The organism is Candidatus Pelagibacter sp. (assembly GCF_052048095.1).
GTDB lineage: Bacteria > Pseudomonadota > Alphaproteobacteria > Pelagibacterales > Pelagibacteraceae > Pelagibacter.
This window is the reverse complement of sequence record NZ_JBNAKG010000001.1, coordinates 1-16,131: the sequence shown is the minus strand read 5'-3', so window position 1 is coordinate 16,131 and position 16,131 is coordinate 1. Positions and strand designations below refer to the sequence as shown.

At 24.5% G+C, this 16,131-nt stretch carries 17 protein-coding genes; 13 read left to right on the top strand and 4 right to left on the bottom strand.

Annotation, left to right across the window (positions count from 1 at the left end):
- Positions 1-3: 3 nt before the first annotated feature.
- Genes ACTT9P_RS00085 through ACTT9P_RS00055 form a run of 7 tightly spaced genes read left to right on the top strand, consistent with a single transcriptional unit; the run spans position 4 to position 6,790 of the window.
- The gene (locus tag ACTT9P_RS00085; protein ID WP_440908662.1) at positions 4-1,740 is read left to right on the top strand and encodes an ATP-binding cassette domain-containing protein; all 1,737 of its coding nucleotides are present in this window, start codon (positions 4-6) and stop codon (positions 1,738-1,740) included.
- Between the two features lie 3 nt (positions 1,741-1,743).
- Positions 1,744-2,742, top strand: a complete 999-nt coding sequence (locus ACTT9P_RS00080; RefSeq protein WP_440908661.1) for an NAD-dependent epimerase/dehydratase family protein — start codon at positions 1,744-1,746, stop codon at positions 2,740-2,742.
- Positions 2,732-3,253 carry a dTDP-4-dehydrorhamnose 3,5-epimerase family protein gene (locus ACTT9P_RS00075; RefSeq protein ID WP_440908660.1) on the top strand — a complete coding sequence of 174 codons (522 nt, stop codon included), beginning with the start codon at positions 2,732-2,734 and terminating at the stop codon, positions 3,251-3,253. The genes ACTT9P_RS00080 and ACTT9P_RS00075 overlap by 11 nt, the downstream gene beginning before the upstream one ends.
- Before the next feature lie 2 nt (positions 3,254-3,255).
- On the top strand, positions 3,256-4,200 hold the full coding sequence (locus ACTT9P_RS00070) for an NAD-dependent epimerase/dehydratase family protein (RefSeq protein WP_440908659.1): 945 nt from the start codon (positions 3,256-3,258) through the stop codon (positions 4,198-4,200).
- A gap of 4 nt (positions 4,201-4,204) precedes the next feature.
- On the top strand, positions 4,205-5,209 hold the full coding sequence (locus tag ACTT9P_RS00065; RefSeq protein ID WP_440908658.1) for a GHMP family kinase ATP-binding protein: 1,005 nt from the start codon (positions 4,205-4,207) through the stop codon (positions 5,207-5,209).
- A 5-nt stretch (positions 5,210-5,214) separates the two neighbouring features.
- Positions 5,215-5,955, top strand: a complete 741-nt coding sequence (locus tag ACTT9P_RS00060) for a DUF268 domain-containing protein (protein ID WP_440908657.1) — start codon at positions 5,215-5,217, stop codon at positions 5,953-5,955.
- Positions 5,945-6,790 (top strand): hypothetical protein, encoded by an 846-nt coding sequence (locus ACTT9P_RS00055; protein WP_440908656.1) that lies wholly within the window; start codon positions 5,945-5,947, stop codon positions 6,788-6,790. Before ACTT9P_RS00060 ends, ACTT9P_RS00055 begins: the two co-directional genes overlap by 11 nt.
- Here ACTT9P_RS00055 and ACTT9P_RS00050 read toward each other — a convergent pair.
- From ACTT9P_RS00050 to ACTT9P_RS00040, 3 genes are read right to left on the bottom strand one after another with little or no spacing between them, the layout of a single operon-like run.
- Positions 6,759-7,634, bottom strand: coding sequence for a hypothetical protein (locus tag ACTT9P_RS00050; protein WP_440908655.1), 876 nt, complete (start codon positions 7,632-7,634; stop codon positions 6,759-6,761). The two genes, ACTT9P_RS00055 and ACTT9P_RS00050, sit on opposite strands and share 32 nt — an antisense overlap.
- Positions 7,621-8,226, bottom strand: coding sequence for a D-sedoheptulose-7-phosphate isomerase (locus ACTT9P_RS00045; protein ID WP_440908654.1), 606 nt, complete (start codon positions 8,224-8,226; stop codon positions 7,621-7,623). Before ACTT9P_RS00045 ends, ACTT9P_RS00050 begins: the two co-directional genes overlap by 14 nt.
- Before the next feature lie 2 nt (positions 8,227-8,228).
- On the bottom strand, positions 8,229-9,176 hold the full coding sequence (locus ACTT9P_RS00040; protein WP_440908653.1) for a GDP-L-fucose synthase family protein: 948 nt from the start codon (positions 9,174-9,176) through the stop codon (positions 8,229-8,231).
- Positions 9,177-9,210: 34 nt separating this feature from the next.
- Here ACTT9P_RS00040 and ACTT9P_RS00035 point away from each other — a divergent pair, with 34 nt between their 5' ends.
- From ACTT9P_RS00035 to gmd, 5 genes are all read left to right on the top strand, one after another.
- Entirely contained in the window at positions 9,211-10,137 is a 927-nt protein-coding gene (locus tag ACTT9P_RS00035; protein ID WP_440908652.1) for a glycosyltransferase family 2 protein, read from the top strand.
- Between the two features lie 8 nt (positions 10,138-10,145).
- Positions 10,146-11,204 carry a CgeB family protein gene (locus tag ACTT9P_RS00030; protein ID WP_440908651.1) on the top strand — a complete coding sequence of 353 codons (1,059 nt, stop codon included), beginning with the start codon at positions 10,146-10,148 and terminating at the stop codon, positions 11,202-11,204.
- Positions 11,205-12,461: an HAD-IIIA family hydrolase gene (locus ACTT9P_RS00025; protein WP_440908650.1), complete on the top strand. Its 1,257-nt coding sequence runs from the start codon at positions 11,205-11,207 to the stop codon at positions 12,459-12,461.
- The gene (gene galE / locus ACTT9P_RS00020; RefSeq protein WP_440908649.1) at positions 12,458-13,441 is read left to right on the top strand and encodes a UDP-glucose 4-epimerase GalE; all 984 of its coding nucleotides are present in this window, start codon (positions 12,458-12,460) and stop codon (positions 13,439-13,441) included. Before ACTT9P_RS00025 ends, galE begins: the two co-directional genes overlap by 4 nt.
- A 96-nt stretch (positions 13,442-13,537) precedes the next feature.
- Positions 13,538-14,563 carry a GDP-mannose 4,6-dehydratase gene (gene gmd / locus ACTT9P_RS00015; RefSeq protein WP_440908648.1) on the top strand — a complete coding sequence of 342 codons (1,026 nt, stop codon included), beginning with the start codon at positions 13,538-13,540 and terminating at the stop codon, positions 14,561-14,563.
- Positions 14,564-14,568: 5 nt separating this feature from the next.
- Here gmd and ACTT9P_RS00010 read toward each other — a convergent pair whose 3' ends face one another.
- Positions 14,569-15,654: a glycosyltransferase gene (locus ACTT9P_RS00010; protein WP_440908647.1), complete on the bottom strand. Its 1,086-nt coding sequence runs from the start codon at positions 15,652-15,654 to the stop codon at positions 14,569-14,571.
- A gap of 265 nt (positions 15,655-15,919) precedes the next feature.
- Here ACTT9P_RS00010 and ACTT9P_RS00005 point away from each other — a divergent pair.
- Positions 15,920-16,131, top strand: a 212-nt coding sequence (locus tag ACTT9P_RS00005) for a hypothetical protein (protein WP_440908646.1), incomplete at its 3' end; no start/stop codon positions are given.

Sequence of the window (16,131 nt, the reverse complement as noted above, 5' to 3'; positions counted from 1 at the left end):
AAAATGAATATTTTTCAAGCATATCAATTCTTTTTAAAAAATATTTCAAAAAAAGAAAAAATAAGGTTAATTTTTCTTACAGTTGCATCTTTATTCTTATCAATATTAGAATTCTTAAGTATAATTTTAATTTATCCCTTTATTTTAAGCCTCCAAAATCTGTCTGGAAACCAAATTATTCCTAATGACAAAATTGAAGCCATTAGAATATTTTTAAATTATGAATTAGATGATTTCGTAAAACTTTTATTTATTTTAATAATTGTTTTTTTTATTTTATTTAATATTTTTAATCTAATACTTTTATATAACTTTTCATATTTTTGGAGTAAAATAATTGGAAAATTTCAATACCGTGTTTTTAGATATTATACTGAAATGGAATATCTAAATTTGTTAAATATTAATAGCGCCTCTATTTTGAAAGATATAATTTTTGAAGTAAAAAGATTTATATCAATGTTCGTTTCACCAATCTCAACAATTTTAAATAAACTTTTTACTATAATAATCATGGTTTTAGGAGTCACCTATGTAGAACCAAAAATTTCTTTCATTATGTTTGGTGTTTTATTTCTTTATTATATTTCAATTTATAAAATTCTTAAAAAGGCAGCTAAAAGAAATTCATTAGGATTATCTGATCAATTTCAAAAAGTTATAAAAAGTGTTGATGAGACAATAAATAATTTTATTTTTTTTAAAATCTCAAATTTGCTCAAAAAGCAAAGTGACAAACTATTTAATTTTTCGTCGAAATTAAACAGACTTGAGGCAAAAAATGATATTATAGCAATACTTCCTAAGCATTTATTAGAAATTATTTTTTTCATATTTGGTATGGTGTTAATTTTTTATTTGTTTGATCAAAATAAATTTTTTCTTTATCTTGCTAAAATTGCACTAATCTTTATTGTTTTTGTAAAAGTTGCTCCATCTTTTCAATTAGTTTATAGTTTATTTATATCTGTAAAAGGACATTTTTCATCAGTAAGTGCTTTAAAAAATCCTCTAGAATATAACTTTAAAAAAGAAACATTTCTTCAGCGAGAAACTGATGTTAATAATGAATTAAGTAAAATTAAGTCCATTGAAATTAAAAATCTTTCTTTTAAACATCAAAATTCTCAAAATGATTTATTAAAAAATTTTTCATATAAATTTGAAAAAAACAAAATATATGCAATCAAAGGTGAGTCAGGGATTGGAAAATCTACATTATTAAACATTATTGCGGGTTTAATTGAAAATTATAAAGGTGATATTTTGGTCAATGGATCAAATTTAAGAACTATTGATAAATCAAGTTGGTTTCATAAAATCACAATTGTTCCTCAAAATATTTTTATTAACGAAGATACATTGCTAAATAATGTTATTTTAGACGATCAAAAGCAAAAAATTTCAAAAGAAATTGATAAAGCAAATTCAGCATTAGAGGAGTCAGGTTTAAAAAGCTTTATAAAAAACCTTGAATATGGAACCAATACTACAATTAAAAATAATGCAAAAATGATTTCTGGTGGAGAAAAACAAAGACTTGCAATTGCAAGAGCAATTTATAAAAACTCAGATGTTCTTTTTTTTGATGAACCAGTAAATAATTTAGATGTTGAAAATATTAATAAATTTAAAGAAACAATTTTGGAGATCAAGAAGGAAAAAATTATTATAATAATTGCTCATCAGAAAGAATTATATAGTTTTTGTGATGAAATAATCTATATTGGCGAAAAATAAATTATGAAAAAAGATAAGTTAATAGATTTTTTTAAAAAAAAAAAAGTAATTGTTACAGGTGGCACAGGTTTAATTGGAAGATCTGTAGTTAATAAATTATGTGATTATGAGGCCGAAGTTACAATTATTTCATTGGATAAAATAAATGTTGATGAAAGAGCAGAGCATGTTTTTGGAGATTTAACAGATTTTAACTTCTGTAAAAAGGTTTCAAAAAACAAAGATTATGCACTTCATATGTCGGGTATTAAAGGTTCTGTAAAAGTTACTATTGAAAAACCTGCAAGTTTTTTTGTCCCATTAATAATGATGAACACAAATTTTTTAGAAGCATGTCGGCAAAATTCAATAAAAAAACTAGTCTATACAAGTTCAATTGGTGCATACTCAAGTAGAGAAATTTTTAAAGAGGAAGATTCAAGTTTTTCTGAACCACCAATGGATATGTTTCCAGGCTGGGCCAAAAGAATGGCAGAATTGCAAATTCAAGCTTATAAAAAACAATATGATCTAAAAGATTATTATATTGTAAGACCTTGTAATGTTTATGGACCTGGTGACAATTTCGATCCTGAAAATGCAATGGTAATACCAACTCTGATGAATAGGATTTATAATAAAGAAAATCCTGTTGTGATTTGGGGTGATGGATCTTCAATTAGAGATTTTGCTTATGCAGAGGATGTTGCTGATGGTGTAATTTTAACTTTAATTAAAGGTACTGGTGAACAGGAATTTTTAAATTTGGGTAGTGGAAAAGGATATTCTATAAAACAGTTGGTTGAAAGTCTTACGAAAGTTCAAAAATTTAATTATGAATTTGATACTACCAAAAATTCTGGTTTTCCAAGAAGAATAATGAACATAGATAATGCAAAAAAAATTATTGGATATGAGCCAAAAGTTGACTTACAAGAAGGTCTTAAAAGAACTTGGAATTGGTATTTAAAAAATAAGAATGAAAACGATCTAAGACATAATTATTTTAAGAATGACAGCTAAAACTTACGATAATTGGATTTTAGAAAAGACTTCATTAGACGGAGTAGTAAAAATCACACCATCTGTTTTTAAGGACTTTAGAGGAGAATATATTGAGACTTATAACAAAGATTTTATGATTGAAAATAAGATAGATATAAATTTCTTACAAGATGACATTTCAGTTTCAAGGAAAAATGTACTAAGGGGAATCCATGGGAATGATGACACCTGGAAATTAATTTCATGTTTATATGGAAACTTTCAATTAATTGTAGTCAATAACGATAAAAACTCTAATCAATTTAAAAAATGGGAAAGTTTTGATCTTTCATCAGAGAATAGGTTGCAAATTCTAGTTCCGCCAAAGTTTGGTAATGGACATGTTGTTTTAAGTGAAAAAGCAATTTTTCATTACAAACAAAATACCCAATATGATAGGAAGTCTCAATTTACTATTAAGTGGAATGATCCTGAATTCGGTTTCAATTGGAAAATAGATAACCCCATTCTTTCTGATAGAGATAAGTAAAAATGCAAAATATATTAGTAACTGGAGGTTCTGGATTTATAGGTACAAATTATCTTAAATCAATAATAGGAAAGTTTAATGTTATTAGGTCAAATTATTTCCATAATGAAAATTTTTTAAAAATAAAAGGTGTAGATTACAAAAAAGCTGATTTAGAGAATATCTCAGAATGCAAAGAACTGTGTAGAGAAATTGATGTAGTAGTGATGTGTGCCGCAAATTCCTCTGGTGCAGCAATTATGGAAAAAACTCCATTAGTCCATCTTACTCCAAACATCAGAATGAACTTAAATATGCTCGAGGCCGCATACGAATGTGGTGTAAAAAAATTTGTTTTTATAAGTAGCAATACTGTGTATCCCCATGTTGATTATGCTGTTAAAGAAGAGGATTCGCAATATTCATTTTTTGAGAAATATCATGTTGTTGGCTGGATGAAAAAATTTACTGAAGAAGTATGTGAAATATATTCAAAAAAAATAAAAAGAAAAATGACTACAATAATTGTAAGACCTGGTAATTTATATGGGCCTTATGACAAATTTGATATTGAGAAATCCAAAGTTATTGCTTCACTAATTAGAAAAGTTGTTGAAAAACAAAACCCAATTAATGTGTGGGGGGATGGCGAAGATCTTAAGGATTTTTTATATATTGATGATTTTATTGATGGTTTGAATAAGATTGTCTTTGATTTCAATGAATTTGATATAATTAACTTAGCGTCTGGTAAAGGTATCACAATTAAGGAAATATTAAATTTAATTATTGAATTAGAAAGTGCTGAGTCTTTAAAAATTGAGTTTGATAAATCAAAGCCAACAATGATACCAAAAAGACTGATAAACATTTCTAAGGCCAAGAAATTATTAAACTTTAATCCAAAAATTGAGATGAAAGAAGGCTTATTTAATACCATAAAATGGTATAGAGAAAATATAGTTTAACTAAATGATAATTTCTAGAACACCTTTTAGAATATCTTTTTTTGGAGGCGGAACTGATTATCCAGAATGGTATAAAGATAATAACGGATCAGTAATAAGCACCACCATAGATAAATACTGTTATATTAATCTAAGATCATTACCACCTTTTTTTAATTATAATTATCGATTGCGTTATTTTAAAAAAGAAGAAGTTAAAAAAATTGTTGAAATAAAACATCCATCAATAAGAGAATGTTTAAAATTTTTGCAATTTAAAAATAATGATAGGCTAGAAATTGTTCATAGCGCAGATCTTCCTGCTTTGTCTGGTCTAGGTTCAAGCTCGACATTTACAGTTTCTCTTTTGCACGCTCTTTATACATTAAGAAATGAAAACATTACAAAAAAACAGTTAGCAATGGAGGCAATCCATGTTGAAAGGAATTTAATTGGGGAAAAGGTTGGTTCACAAGATCAAACTGCAGCTGCTTTTGGCGGGTTAAATCATATTGTATTTGAAAATAATGGTAATTTAAAAGTAAATAATATCTTTTTCTCTAAAGAGGAGATAATTAAGCTAGAGGAAAACTCTATTTTATTATTTACTGGATTACAAAGGAAAGCAAATTCAATAGCAAAAGATAAAGTGAAAAATATCAAAAGTAATAAAAACATAAATAGTCTCAATGATATATCAAGATTAACCGATCAGGCATTAGAAGAAATTTTTTTTAAAAAAAAAATAGATTTTAAAAAATTCGGTGAAGCACTTAAAGACCAATGGGATTTAAAAAAAAAACTATCAGAAAAGGTCACTAATTATCAAATAGATCAAATTTTTTCTGAAGCATATTCACAAGGTGCTTACGGAGGTAAAATTTTAGGTGCTGGTGGTGGTGGATTTATTTTATTTCTAGTACCAAAAAACAAGCAAAGAAGATTTCTTAAATGTTTTAATAAATTTTTGCAAGTTCCGTTCAGAATTGACAATACTGGGAGCCAAATAATTTATTACAGCAAAAGTTAATATTTATGAGAGAAATATTAAAAGGAATTTTTTATATAATTAAACTTCCACATTTTTTTTTTCAATTAATAAAATTTTCTAATTTTAATCTTAATGAAATATTTAAAATAAAAATTTTACCAAAATTATTTGATAATAAAAAAAAACATCCATTTGATCCTCATTATCTTTATCATACTGCTTGGGCATCAAGAATATTAAATAAAATAAAACCTGAAATTCTTCATGATTTTGGATCTGATCTGCGATTTGTGACTATCAGCTCAGCTAATACTAAAATAATACATCACAATATACAAAAACCTAATATTAACCTTGAAAATTTAGAGTTTAAAACAACTAACTTAACAGACATGAAAGATATCAAAAACTCCTCAATAAATTTTTTAAGTTGTATGCACGTTGTAGAGCACATAGGTCTTGGCAGATATGGCGACAATCTTGATATAGATGGGAGCGTTAAAGCTATAAATGAAATTAAAAGAGTTTTAAACTATAATGGCAATTTAATTTTTGTTGTCCCAGTTGGAAAAAAAAATATTTATTTTAATGCTCATAGAGTTTTTAGTTATGAGCAAATAATTGAATATTTTAAAGAACTTGAATTAATTGAATTTAGTTTAATTGATGATGATGGATATAATACAGGTCTAAAAATTAATGCAGATCCAAGTTTAGTTTCAAAAAATAATTATGCATGTGGATGTTTTTGGTTTAGGAAAAATGCGTTTACTAATGAGTCTTAAAAATAAAATAAAAAAAAAAATTAAAATTTATCCATTTTATAAATTTAATCCCTATTTTACATATTTTGTATCACATCCAAATAAATCATTTATCTTACACATATTAAAAAGTTTTTTGTGTACTATGATTAATTTTTTTAATTATTATAAGAAAAATAAAGTAACTGTTTTTTTTTGTAAAAATGGATTTTATAAAAAAATAATTAAAGAAAAGGAAACACCTGAAATCTTATTTAATTTGCTAGAAAAAAAGTTAAACTCACATCAGAAAATTATCCATAATCACTTGGAAAATTTCACTTATTCTAAAAAAAAAGTGTCAGACCAAGATAATCAACAATTTGTTTATGACATTGAAAAATCATTTTTAATTAAAATTGATGATTACGTAAGATCTGATAAAGATTTTGATTTGATAATAAAGAATTACTTTAAGTCTGAGTATAGAATAGTAAATTTAAGAATTTGGAGATATTTACCAGAATCAAAAAGTTTAAATAATGAAAAAGTAGGTGCTCATTATGATATGTTTCCTCATAAGACAGTTAAGATAATGATTTATAAAGGATTTTTTGGTAAAAAAAATCCAAGTCTTGAAATTTTAAACGCAGAAAAAAATGAAACTTTAATTTTCTCAGTTTGTGGCAGAAATCCGATCGTAATATTTGACTCAAACCATCTTTACCACAGGGCTAATTTGCCAAAAAAAAATAGAGATACTATTGAAATCACTATTCAACCTACTTTTTTTGATAAAAAGCCACTATTTGGTGGTTTTAGCGCAGGTTATCCCTTAAATCCATTTAAAAAAAATAGAAATAAAATTTTTTTGTAATTTTTTGAATTTGTTTCAAAAAAATATAAACAAATTTTTTAATAATATAAAATTTAAATATTTCATTAGAAATTTTAAAATATAAATTTAAACAATAATTAAAATAGAAGCTATTATTAAATATCCATCTTCCACGAGGACCTTGAGGTAAATTTAATTGATTTTTGTTGAAAGGAGAAATTTCGTTTTCTCTCTCAATAACTCCTCTTTTTATATTTTTAAGCCAGAGTTTATTTAATACCCCTCTGTCTTTAGAGTGATAGTCTGAGTTAAGAGAATAATTTGATTTATGCCTTTCTATAATTTTAATATCTCCAATTTTTACTTTTAAACCTTTTGTCATTAATCTCAAATAAAGATCAATATCTGCTAAAGTTGCAATAAAGTTCCTGTCATAAAACCCATTTAACTTAATCCATTCATTCTTCAGAGGAGCGGCAAAGGGCAAAATTGGAGAGTTTGGATTTGAAGTATCATATCTATGAGAATTTAAATCTCTATTTATCTCATTGACAAGCTGGCATGAAATAAGGGAGTTTTTATTATTTTTTGCTAAATCAATCAAATTCTTTAAATTATCTTTTTTTATCTCTAAAAAAAACATATCATCAGACCAAATGAGCAACCAATCTCCTATAGAAATATTTTTTGCAATCTCCAAACATTGAACTGGTTTCGTAAAACTTTGAATGATCTTAAGTTTATCTATTTCATAATTTTTTTCAGAAGGTCCTACTGCAATTATTTCATAACTAACTTGAGAATTTTGAAAATTCTCATTTATTTTTTCAATATCTTTGAAATTTTTAGTTGAAAGTATTATTGAAACTTCAACTTTTTTCATTAATCAAATGATTTTCAATTATTTCCATCAAGATGTGACCTATACAAATATGAGCTTCCTGTATCCTTGCTGTATTAATTGAATCTATAATAATATTATTTTCACAATAATTCTTTGCAGCTCCTCCTTTTTTTCCTAATAAAGCTACAGAATTGATTTTCATATTTTTTGCTTTTTTAAGAACTTTTATAATATTTTTTGAGTTTCCACTTGTAGAAATTACAATTAGAACATCATTCTTATTTCCTAAAGCTTCTAACATTCTAGATAAATAGATGTCATAACTATAATCGTTTCCACAAGCAGTTAAAGAAGTTGTGTCTAAATTTAATGAAATCGCTGGTATAGGTTTTCTATTAATATTTGGTCTCAGCCTAACTAGAAGCTCAGTAGCCAGATGATGAGCATCGCTAGCAGAACCTCCATTTCCACAAAATATAAGTTTACCACCTGATCTTAGGGCGCTTATACAAATTTCTTGTACTTTAATAATCTCATCAATATTTTTTTTTATTATCTTTTTTTTAAGATCAATATTGTCAATGATGTCATCTTTAATTTTTTTTCTTAATTTTTGTTTAAGGAATTTCATTGTTATTTAGTCAATGTCTTATAGTGATTGTATGCAAGATTTAAACCAAGTTTTAATGAAAATTTTGGTCTCCATCCAGTTTTGAAAATTCTTCGATTACTCAGCATTTTTAATTTCATACCATCAGGTTTATTTTTATCAAATTCTATCTTTCCTTTAAAGCCCACTACATCTTTTATTTTTGTTGCTATATCTTTTATTGAGATTTGTTTTCCAGACCCTACATTCACATGACTTACATTTTTGATTAATTTTTTATATTGATTTTTAGGCAATTTATAAATCTTAAAAATTGCATCTGCTAAATCATCAACATATAAGAAGTCGCGATACACTTTTCCTGTACCCCATACTAATGTTTTTTTTTTATTTTTAATTTTTGCTTCATGAAATTTTCTTATTAGGGCAGGAATAACATGTGAATTTTTTAAATCAAAATTATCATTCACACCATAGAGATTTGTAGGCATTAAACATCTATAATCTCTATTAAACTGTATATTGATTGATTCACAAAGTTTTATTCCTGCTATTTTTGCAATAGCGTATGGTTCATTTGTAGGTTCTAAATATCCAGATAATAAATCTTCTTCAGCCATTGGTTGTTTTGTAACTTTGGGATATATGCATGAAGATCCTAAGAAGATTAATTTTTTAACATTATTTAGATGAGATCCATAAATTAAATTATTTTGTATTTGCAAATTCTCATAAATAAAATTTGTCCTATATTTATTATTTGCAAAAATTCCTCCTGCTCTTGCCGCACAAATTATTACAGAATCAAATTTTTTTTCTTTTAAAAATTTATATACTTTTGATTGATCTAAAAGATTAATTTTTTTTTTATCTAAAGTTGTTATGTTATAGTTTCTTTTTTTGAATATTCTTAGTACTGAACTACCAACCATGCCTTTATGGCCCGCAATAAAAATTTTTTCTTTTTTCATGATTAAATTTTTGAAATATATATTATGAAATTTAATGAAAGTAAAAAATAAAGATAAAGTTGGTATACTAATACAAACATTTAATGACGGGAACTATCTTATTAGTGCTGTAGAGTCAATATTAAAGCAGTCTCATAAAAATATCACAATATTCATCTTAGATGATGGATCTAATAAAGTTAATCAAGAAAAGTATTTAAAATTTGTTAAGTCAAATAAAAAAATAAAATATATATACACTAAAAATAATGGGATTATAAAAGCATCACAAAAACTGTTAGAATTAGCAAAAAAAAGCGAATGTGAATATTTTGCTAAAATGGATGCTGATGACATAAGTCATCCTAAAAGAATCGAGTTACAACTTAATTATTTAAAAAAATTCAAATTCGAAATGGTTGGTTGTAACTTTTACAGAATTGATAAAAACAACAATATATTTGAAAAAAATAATTGTTTTTTTAAAAATAAAAATTTTTACTATAATAAACTCTGTGTAGACTCTTTGTTCGCTCATGGATCTTTATTTTTCAAAAAAGAATTAATTCAAAAAAATATTATTAAATACCAAACTTCTGGAAAAATCCTATTTCCCGAAGATTATATAATGTATACTAATATGTTTTTTAAGGCTAAAATCGGATGTATTGATAAATATTTATACTATCATAGGTATCATCCAAAATCTTTTTCCTCTAAGTATAAAATGAAATATAAAAGTGGATTAAGAATAAAATCAAAAAAATTTTTTTTTCGAAATTTAGATTATTTTAAAAAAATAAATGATAACCAATACAAGATGAATGTCTTTGAAAGCATAATACTAATTAAAATAATGTTAAATTTCAGATTTTTTGAAAAATGGTTTTTAAAAAAGATAATAAATGGTTTAAATCTAAAGATTATGTCGCTGTTATTTTCTTTTTATATAACAAGAAAGTTAAAAAAATTTTTTATTTAGTATATTTTATGAAAATATTTTATTCTGGTTACAAATACGACTATGGCAAAAAGGAGTTAGGATATTCTTTTGAATATGTAAATTTTCTTAAAACATTTCAAAATTTTAAAAATTCCAAAGTTTTCAATTTTCCAACTGATCTAATAAATTTATATGGAGAAAAAAAATTCAATGAGAAGGCAAAAAAAATTATAGATAGTTTTCAATTTGATTTTGCTTTTTTTGTTTTGTTTCAAGATGAATTTTCTGATGAATTTTTAAAATATTTAAAACAAAAACCAAAAGTTAATTCTATAGCATGGATGTCTGACGATCATTGGAGATTTGACAATTATTCTAAAAAAAAGTTGAAATTGTTCAATTATATTGTCACTACTGATGAAAATTCAGTTTTAAAATATAAAAGTAACGGATTTGACAATATAATATTATCGCAATGGGGTTTTAATAATTACAGTTATTCCAATACTGATCTTAATGATAAGAAAAAAATCTTTGACGTTTCATTTGTTGGACAACCTCACTCAAATAGAAGGAACATTATAAAAAAATTAACAAAAGACGGATTTAACGTTTATTGCAGAGGAAATGGCTGGGAAAATGGAAGAGTGGAATTTGATGAAATGATTGATATTTTTCAAAAAAGTAAAATTAATCTTAATTTTTCTTCATCATCTACAAATAAAAACTTCAAAAATTTTATAAAAATATTTTTAAAAAAAAGTGGAAATACATACAGATTCTATAATTTATTTACAATATTTACGAATATAAAAAATTATTTTAAAAAAAATACTAGACAAATAAAAGGAAGAGTATTTGAAATAACTGGACTTGGGTGTTTTTTAATATCTGAAAATGTAGAATATTTAAATAAATATTTCTCTATTGATAAAGAAATTGTTACTTTTGATAATTACAATGATTTAAAAAAAAAAATTAATTTTTATTTAACAAACGAAGATATAAGATCTAAAGTTGCTGAAAATGCAAAAAAACGAACTTTAACTGATCATACATTTGAAAAAAGATTTAGTGAAATATTTTCAATAATAAAAAATAAATAGATGCAAGCTATAATTTTATGTGGAGGCAAAGGATCGAGATTTAAATCTGTATCTGAAAAACCTAAAATTCTTGCTCAATTTGGAAAAAAAAATCTTTTAGATTTAATATTAAATCAATTTAAATTTAATAAAATTAGCAAACCTCCAATTTTTTTATTAGGAAATCAGTCCCATGAAATATTAAACTATTTAAATATTAATAAGATAAAATTTAAATATTTTGTTGAGAAAAAATTGAAAGGTACTGCCGGCAGTTTGACAAATTTAAAAGTAAAAAACGAGCTACTTTTAATTATTATGGGAGACTTATTATTTAATGTAGATTTAAAAAAATTTGTTAGTTTTCATAAAAAAAACAAAGGAGATATTTCTTTTTTTACTCACCCAAATAATCATCCAGCAGATAGTGATTTAATAAAGGTAGATGAAAATAATAGAGTTAAAAAAATATATTTTAAAAATAGAAAAAAAAATTATGTTACTAAAAATTTAGTAATGTCAGGGATTTATTTAATTAACTCCAATCTTATTAATTTGATAAAAAAAAACTCGAAATCAGATTTAACAAGAAATTTTATAAATGATTGTTTAAAGAAAGGAAAAAGGATTTTAACATACAATTCTAGAGAGTATACAAAAGACATTGGCACAAAAAAAAGATATTATGAAGCTTTAAAAGATTTCAATTCTGGAATTTATAAAAAAAAAACTAACAAGTGTATTTTTCTTGATAGAGATGGAGTGATGAATTACGAAGCAAAAAATTTTAGATACTCGAATCCAACCAAACTTTATCCAACAACAATAGAGGCCATAAGAAAGATAAATGACTCAGAGTATCTAGTAGTAATCATTACAAATCAGCCAGCTATTGCAAAGGGTTTTGTTTCGCAAGAAAATGTTAATAAAAGTCATGATAGACTGGAAACAATATTGGGTAAAAATGGAGTTTATCTGGATGATATATATTACTGTCCACATCACCCCCATAAAGGTTTTAAAGGTGAGGTAAAAAAGTTAAAGATAAAATGTAATTGTAGAAAACCTAATTCTGGAATGATAGATGAAGCCATAAAGAAATATAATATTAATAGAAAAGATTCGATTTTTATAGGTAATTCATTAAATGATCATTTGGCTGCAAAAAATGCTCATATTCGATCAATAATAGTCAACAACGAACAACTATCAAAAAAATTGAAAAAAAAAAATTACAATAATCTTTTAAAAGCTGTAAATAATTTTTTAAAAAAATGAAAAATATTTTAGTTACTGGTGGAGCTGGTTATATTGGGAGTATAATTACACAAAAATTAATTATTTCAGGATATAATGTAATTGTAATAGATAATTTATCTACAGGTCATAAGAAGTTAGTTCACAATAAATGTCATTTTTTTAAGTCCGATTTTGCTGATCTGAGATCTTTAGATAAAATTTTTAATAAATTTAAAATAGATAGCATCATACATCTTGCTGCATCATTAAGTGTAGAAGAATCTATGCTTAATCCTAAGAAATATTATTTAAATAATGTTTTTAAAACAGTAAAAATATTAAAATATTTAAAAAACAAAAATATAAAAAAATTTATATTTTCCTCTACATGTTCAGTTTATGGCAATCCAAAAATTGGTGAAGTAAAAGTAAAAGAGAAATCTTTCTTAGATCCAGAAAGTCATTATGGATTAACAAAAATGATGTGCGAACAATTGATAAAAAATTATTCTCAGAAAAGTTCATTCAAATATATTATTTTAAGATATTTTAATGTTGTGGGTGCTGAGCATAATATGAAATTTGGTCCAATAAACAACTCTGGTCAACTATTCAAAGTTTTAGCAAATAATATTATAAATAAAAAATTAAAGATTAATATTTATGGCAAAGATTATGATACTCATGATGGTTCATGTATTAGAGACTATATAGATGTAAATGATTTGGCAGCAATTCATTTGAATATAATCAAAGCTAAAATTGAAAAATCATTCATTGTTAATTGTGGTTATGGATATGGACTATCAGTTTTAGAAATTGTTAAAGAATTTGAAAAAATCATTAAAAATAAAATTAAATTAAACATTACAAATAGAAGAAAAGGTGATGTAGAAAAAATATTTTGCGATGATAAATTTTTAAAAAAGACAGGTTTTTTAAGATACAAAACGCCTTTGATTAAAACTATAAGAAGTCAAATAAACTGGGAAAAAAAGATAAATACTAATAAATCATAGAATTAAAATATCATTTTAAATTAAAATTAACTTTTAATTATGATTAGTTATTTTAATAAATTAGTTATATGTTATTAAGAAAATAATTTTTTAATTATGAATTCAAAAATAGCATTAATTACAGGTATTACTGGTCAAGATGGTTCCTATTTAGCAGAATTTCTTTTATCAAAAGGGTATAAAGTACATGGCATCAAAAGAAGAAGCTCTTCTTACAATACTCAAAGGATCGATCACATTATCAGAGAACCACAAACCAAAAGTAATTTTCATTTACATTATGGAGATTTAACCGATAGCTTATCTCTAATGAATATTATAAAAAAAATTAATCCCTCTGAAATTTATAATTTAGCTGCGCAATCTCATGTTGCTGTTAGTTTTGAAAGTCCCGAGTATACTGCTAACTGTGATGCATTAGGCTCCTTAAGAATTTTAGAAATTATTAAATCGGTTAATCCAAAAATAAAATTTTATCAAGCCTCTACATCTGAGTTATACGGTAATGTAAAAGAATATCCCCAAAGCGAAAAAACTAAATTTTCACCTCAAAGCCCTTATGCTGCAGCGAAACTTTACGCGTATTGGATTACTAAAATTTACAGAGAAGCATATGGTATTTTTGCAAGTAATGGAATTTTGTTTAACCATGAAAGTCCTAGAAGAGGTGAAACTTTTGTGACAAAAAAAATAACAATGGCAGTAGCAAAAATTGCAAAAAAAGAGCAAAAAACACTCTATTTAGGTAACCTAGATGCTTTGAGAGACTGGGGACATGCGAAAGATTATATAGAAAGTATGTGGAAGATACTTAATTATAAAAAACCAGATGATTTTGTTATTTCAACAGGAAAAACTTTTTCAGTAAGAAAATTTGTTGAAATGTCCTTTAACGAAGTAGGAATAAAAATTATATGGAAAGGTAAAGGTATTAATGAAATTGGGTTAAATAAAAAAAATGGAAAACTACTTGTAAAAATAGATTCAAGATATTTCAGGCCATTAGAAGTTCCAAAATTAGTAGGAGATTCCTCAAAAGCCAAAAAAATCTTAAAATGGAAACCAAAATATAATTTAAGTCAACTAGTTAAAGAGATGATCAATGTAGATTTAAACTTATAATTAATTTATTTTAAATATTTTTCAAAAACACCAAAGTACTTTTTACAAATTGTATCCCAAAAAAAATTTTTAACACTTAAATTTTTCACTCTATTTGTTTTTATTTTTCTCAATATGTATTGAATCTTTTTGTCATCATCATTTGAAACTAATCCATAATTATCATTGATTACATTTTTACATGACCCAACATCATTTGATATAAATTTTGTTTTTGATACGATTGCTTCATACATAACCAAAGGATCATATTCTAATCTGGAACCAAATAAAAAAAAATTTGATATACTATAAAGTTTTTGCTTAATTATATTGTTTGGTGGTAACAGATAAATTTTTTTTCCTTTATTTTTTTTATTAAATAAAAAAATCAAAATTTTAATATAAACAAAATAAAAACTTGAGTGATTTTGACCCATTAAAAACAATATTGAGTTTTCATGTGGTATTTTATCAAATAAACTTATTACTCTCTCCTGACCCTTATTAAATTTAATATTCGAGACGTTCATAAAAACCTGAGTATTTGGTTTTATCTTAAAATCACGAAATATTTTTTTATGATTATATCTTTTAACTATTTTTTCTGATCCATTGTGAATTAGATGGATTTTTTTCTTAAAGATTTCACTCAAAAATTTATAATCTCTTGAAGTTTTGTATGAACAAATTATTTCATCAAAATAATCTATTTTTAGTTTTATTAATTTAAAATATGGGAAATAGAAATAGTTACCAAGTCTTGAAAATCCACATGGAAATAATATTTTTTTGGAATTGATATTTTCTATCACAGGTAAAGCCAAATCAAAAGACCATTGTTGTGCCGCATTAAAAAATATCAAATCAAAGTTCTCTTTTATCAAAAAATCTTGATATCTTTTTGTTTCACCTGAGTAACCTCTTACAAAGTTTCCTTTAATTTTAAATTCAAAAATATTATTATTACTTAGTCTTTTTGCATTAAATGATGTAGCAACATACACTTTGAATTTATTTTTCTTGAAATAATCAAATAAAATTTTATTATGTATCTCAACACCACCAACTTGTGGATAATAAAACTCTGAACATAAAAGTATTTTTTTCATGAAGAATATAATACTGAGTGTAATTTCCTTTTTACTTCTGTATTCAATTGTAAATATATACAATATAGATATTACAAAATTAGAGTTATTTAAATTAGAAATTTTCCTAATCGTTAGTTTTTTTACTCTTAATTTAATTCTTTTAAATTCTCTACGACTTTTTTTTATTTCAAAAAATATTTTAAAAACTAACTTCAAAGATTACTTATTTTTTTCCCTTGTTTCATTTGTATTCAATATCCTCTCGTTTACTGGGATGGGAGAGGTGTTAAAATATTATCTAATTAGTAAAAGATTAAAAAAAAAAGACAGAATTTTTTCTTTTTTTTTTATTGAGAGAGTTTATGGTTTAATTTCTATACTAACTTTAACTTTATGTCTGATTTTATTTTATATATTTAATTTACCAATTTTAGTTTTATTTGCTTTTTTTATTACTTTTTTATTGTTTAAACTTTTTAAAGATAATTTTTATAT